This is a genomic window from uncultured Acetatifactor sp., assembly GCF_948601915.1.
Classification (GTDB): Bacteria; Bacillota; Clostridia; order Lachnospirales; family Lachnospiraceae; genus Acetatifactor.
In genome coordinates this window covers 1-4795 of the sequence record NZ_CAPDXS010000030.1, presented here as the reverse complement: position 1 = coordinate 4795, position 4795 = coordinate 1, and the positions used below count along the sequence as shown (strand labels likewise).

The window sequence follows — 4795 nt, the reverse complement described above, 5'->3', positions numbered from 1 at the left end:
AGCAGAGCGGAAACCTCGCTGCCCGCCTGTGTGAAACGGAAAATATTGTCGATGAACAGCAGCACGTCCTTGCCGCCCTTGTCACGGAAATACTCTGCCATGGTAAGCCCTGTAAGGCCCACGCGCATTCTGGCTCCGGGGGGCTCGTTCATCTGCCCGAATACCATGGTGGTCTTGTCGATGACGCCTGACTCCATCATCTCATGGTAAAGGTCATTTCCCTCACGGGTACGCTCGCCCACGCCGGTGAACACGGAATAGCCGCTGTGCTCCGTAGCGATATTACGGATCAGCTCCTGAATCAGCACCGTCTTGCCCACGCCTGCGCCGCCGAACAGACCAATCTTACCGCCCTTCTGATAAGGACAGAGCAGATCTACGACTTTAATGCCTGTCTCCAGAAGCTCCTTCTCCGTGGCCTGTTCCTCGAACTTCGGCGCAGGCCTGTGGATCGGCTCATAGGAGACTCCCTCCGGAGCCGGCTTGTTGTCGATGGGCTGGCCCAGGACATTGAAGATGCGCCCCAGGGTCTTCTCGCCCACGGGAACGGAAATCGGTGCCCCTGTGGCCACCGCGTCCATTCCCCTCACCAGACCGTCGGTGCTCCCCATGGCGATACACCTTACGGTGTCGTCGCCCAGATGCTGGGAGACCTCCACGGTCAGCTCGTTGCCGTCTCTGGTAGGAATGCGAATCGCTTCGTTGATTTCGGGCAGCTTACCCTCATCGAAGCGGATGTCCAGCACCGCGCCGATGACCTGAGTAACCTTGCCTCTGTTTTCTCCTGCCATTTCTACCTCTTTCCCGCCCGCTTGCGCGGGCATAAATCTCATTTCTAAATCTCAGACATATACAGATTGCCGACACCTGAAAGAATGCCCTCTCAAACCGAACCTTGTTCTCCCGGCATTCTTTCGCGTACAATTCAGATCTTCATACGCATGCCCTCGGCGCTTTATTCGCGTACTAAAGAGGTGTGCTGTGCACCCTCTTGCGGGCATAGAGAATCTTTGCACGATTATCCCAGCGCTTCCGCGCCGGCTATGATCTCCGTCAGCTCCTGTGTGATCGAGCCCTGGCGGGCCCTGTTGTATTTCAGCGTCAAATCGCTGATGATTTCCTCCGCATTGCTGGTCGCATTGTCCATGGCCTGCATACGCGCACCGTTCTCGCTGGCCACGGATTCCCGCAGCGCGCCGTAGATCAGACTGGTGACGTACTTGGGGATGAGCAGGTCCAGCGCCTCCGTGTCCTCCGCCTCGAAGTTCATGATGGCGGTGGCCTCTCCGGAGCCCTCACTCTGGGCCGCGGCGGCATCCACCTCCACCGGAAGCAGACGGAGCAGCGTGGGCACATGGCTCACGGTGTTCTTGAAGCCGGTATAGGCCAGGTAGATCTCCCCGATCTCCCCCGCCGCAAAGGACTCCAGAAGCTTTGCCGACAGCGCGGCGGCATCCACGTACACGGGGCTCTCCACGATATCGTTGTCGCACTCCTTCACCGCATAACCATTGCGGACAAAGGTCTCCCGTCCCTTATTGCCCAGGCAGTAGATGTCCAGATCCTCCTTCTTCCACTGAGGATGTCTGGTCACCAGCTTCGTCACATTGGAATTGTAACCGCCTGCCAGTCCACGATTGGACGTAATGACGATTACCGCTTTCCGCCGGGATTCGCCGGGCGTCAGATAAGGATGGTCGATATGCCCCACGCGCTGCAGGATATTGTTCACCGTGTCGTACATGCAGGTGAAATATCCCTTTGAGCGCTCCGCACTGGCTCTGGCACGCTGCAGCTTCACAGTGGATACCAGCTTCATGGCCTTGGTAATCTGCTGCGTCCCCTGGATACTGCTCTTGCGACGCTTTATATCACGCATTGATGCCATATTCTATATCCTCTTTCTATTTGAACTGCTTCTTGAACTCCTCGATTGCTTTCTTCAGGGTCTCTTCCGTCTCGTCGGAGATCACCTTCTCGGCGGCGATGTTGCCGGGAACCTCAGGGTACTTGGTGTCCAGGAACTCGAAGAATTCCTTCTCGAACCTGATGATGTCCTCCGTGGGCACGTCCAGGAGATACTTGCGGGTCACAGCGTAGATGATGATGACCTGGTACTGGACAGCCATGGGCGCGTACTGGGGCTGCTTGAGCACCTCCTTGACGCGCTCGCCCTGGGCCAGCGTCTCCTTGGTGTTGTCGTCCAGCTCGGAGCCGAACTGGGCGAAGCTCGCCAGCTCTCTGTACTGGGCCAGCTCTGTACGGATCGGGGCCGCGATCTTCTTCATGGCCTTGATCTGGGCAGCGCCGCCTACACGGGACACGGAAAGGCCCGCGTTGATGGCAGGACGGAAGCCCGCGTTGAACATCTCCGTCTCCAGATAAATCTGGCCGTCGGTGATGGAGATCACGTTGGTGGGAATGTACGCGGACACGTCTCCGGCCTGGGTCTCGATGATCGGCAGGGCCGTCAGGGATCCTCCGCCGTACTCCTCGTTCATCCTGGCCGCGCGCTCCAGCAGCCTGGAGTGCAGGTAGAACACGTCTCCGGGATAGGCCTCACGCCCGGGCGGACGCCTCAGCAGCAAAGAGAGCGTGCGGTATGCGGTTGCATGCTTGCTCAGGTCATCGTACACGACCAGCACGTCCTGGCCGTTCTCCATCCACTCCTCGCCGATGGCGCAGCCTGAGTAGGGAGCGATGTACTGCAGCGGCGCAAGGTCGCTGGCAGTGGACACTACTACGGTAGTATAAGCCATCGCCCCGTATTCCTCCAGGGTCTTCACGATGTTGGCGATTGTGGAGGCCTTCTGGCCGATGGCAACGTAGATGCACTTTACGTTCTGGCCCTTCTGGTTGATGATGGTATCAATGGCGATGGCCGTCTTGCCTGTCTGGCGGTCGCCGATGATCAGCTCACGCTGGCCCCTTCCGATGGGAATCATGGCGTCAATGGCCTTGATTCCCGTCTGGAGCGGGGTATCCACGCTCTTTCTGGTGATGACGCCGCTGGCCACGCGCTCGATCTGACGATACTTGCTGGTCTGGATAGGGCCCTTGCCGTCAATGGGCTGTCCCAGCGCATTGACCACGCGCCCGGTCAGCGCGTCCCCCACCGGAACCTCAACCACCCGTCCGGTGGTCTTGACAGTGTCGCCTTCGTTGATGTTGCGCGCACTGCCCAAAAGTACCACGCCCACGTTATCCTCTTCCAGATTCAGCACCATGCCGTAGACTTCGCCGGGAAATTCCAGCAGCTCGCCCTGCATGGCATTTTCCAGTCCATGGACGCGGGCGATGCCGTCCGCCACCTGGATGACCGTGCCCACATCGGACACGTCCAGCGTTGACGCATAGCGCTTGATCTGATCCTTGATAACTGAACTTATTTCTTCCGGTCTTAAATTCATGGATCTGTCGCACCTTTCCTCCAGCGGGTCACCCCAGCTGGATTTGTAATAATTGTTTCTTCAAACCGTTCAACTTCGTGCGGACACTGCTGTCCACCACTCTGTCGTTTATGCGGATGATCATTCCGCCGATAATCGAGGCATCCACCTCGTAATGCATCTCCATGCCCGCATAGCCGCTGGTCTCAAGGAGCCTGGCTTCCACAGCCTGCCTCTGGGCCGCGTCCAGCTCTACGGCAGTGGTCACATAGGCCATGCCGGTCCGCTGTTCCTCTTTCACCCTGTCGGTAAAATAGGCGAATATGGCCGGGAGCTCCTTATAGCGCTCCTTGGTGACCACGATCTCAAGCAGGCCAGCCAGCTCGTCGCTGATCCGGCCCCTGAAGACGTCCTCCACCACCTGGAGCTTTTCCTGCTTCGGAATCCCCGGATGTCCCATCAGCTCGTCGAACGCGGGGTTAGCTGCCAGTATCTCTCCCACACAGCGGATCTCCTCCATCAGCTCCGAGGTCCTGCCTGCCTCCGCGGCTACCTCATACAGGGCCTCGCCGTATGTCTTGGATACTAATTTAGCCATGTCTTTTCACCCATTTCCTTCAAGGTCTCGTCTATCAGCTGATTCTGCATGGCGCTGTCCACGGATGCCGACACGATCTTGCCGGCCATCAGGGATGCGACGACCACGATCTCGCGCTTCACGTCGTCGGACATCTTCTGCTTCTCCAGCTCCGCTTCCACGCGGGCCCTGTCCAGAATACGGGCCGCCTCTTCCCTGGCCTCGGCCACGATCGCGTTCTCATTGGCCAGGGCCTTCCTGCGTGCCTCGCTCAGGATGACCTCCGCCTCCTTGTCAACATCCTTCAGCTTCGCCTCGTACTCCTTCTTCAGGCTTTGGGCGTTCTGCATGGCGGTCTTCGCGGTTTCCAATTCGTTCCGAATCTTCTCCTTGCGGCCCTCCAGCATCTTCCTGGCAGGATTGAACAGGAAATAGCTCAGGATCAGGAACAGGAAAAAGATGGCAATGATCATCAGACAGGAATCAGCCAATAGCTGCCAGTCCAGGTCGAACAGCCTCGACATGGACTCACCTTCTGTTAAAAGTATCATTTTTGCCTCCTTTCTGCCTCTTATTCTTAGAAAATCTTTTCACACTATTAAGGCAGAAGGGGTTTCACGAACATCAGCAGGATAGCTACCAGCAGACCGTACAGACCCGTGGTCTCTGCCACTGCCTGGCCAAGGAGCATGGTCTGCATGACCTTGGGCTGTGCGCCGGGATTGCGTCCCACTGCAGCGGCAGCGTGTCCGGCCGCGATACCCTGTCCGACACCAGGTCCGATACCGGCGATAACTGCCAGACCTGCGCCAATTGCGGAACATCCTAA

General features: G+C 58.0%; 5 protein-coding genes. All 5 read right to left on the bottom strand.

The features are described 5' to 3' along the window. Positions 1-1018: 1018 nt before the first annotated feature. Positions 1019-1888 carry an ATP synthase F1 subunit gamma gene (gene atpG, locus Q2B33_RS07125; protein WP_300563691.1) on the bottom strand — a complete coding sequence of 290 codons (870 nt, stop codon included), beginning with the start codon at positions 1886-1888 and terminating at the stop codon, positions 1019-1021. A 16-nt stretch (positions 1889-1904) separates the two neighbouring features. Beyond that, positions 1905-3410, bottom strand: coding sequence for a F0F1 ATP synthase subunit alpha (gene atpA / locus Q2B33_RS07120; RefSeq protein WP_300563693.1), 1506 nt, complete (start codon positions 3408-3410; stop codon positions 1905-1907). 28 nt (positions 3411-3438) lie between these two features. Next, a complete protein-coding gene (gene atpH / locus Q2B33_RS07115; RefSeq protein ID WP_296461018.1) occupies positions 3439-3987 on the bottom strand; it encodes an ATP synthase F1 subunit delta in 549 nt (182 codons plus the stop codon). After that, on the bottom strand, positions 3975-4490 hold the full coding sequence (atpF, locus tag Q2B33_RS07110) for a F0F1 ATP synthase subunit B (RefSeq protein ID WP_334300288.1): 516 nt from the start codon (positions 4488-4490) through the stop codon (positions 3975-3977). Before atpF ends, atpH begins: the two co-directional genes overlap by 13 nt. A 74-nt stretch (positions 4491-4564) precedes the next feature. Beyond that, a partial coding sequence (atpE, locus tag Q2B33_RS07105; RefSeq protein WP_300822759.1) for an ATP synthase F0 subunit C occupies positions 4565-4795 on the bottom strand: 231 nt, incomplete at its 5' end.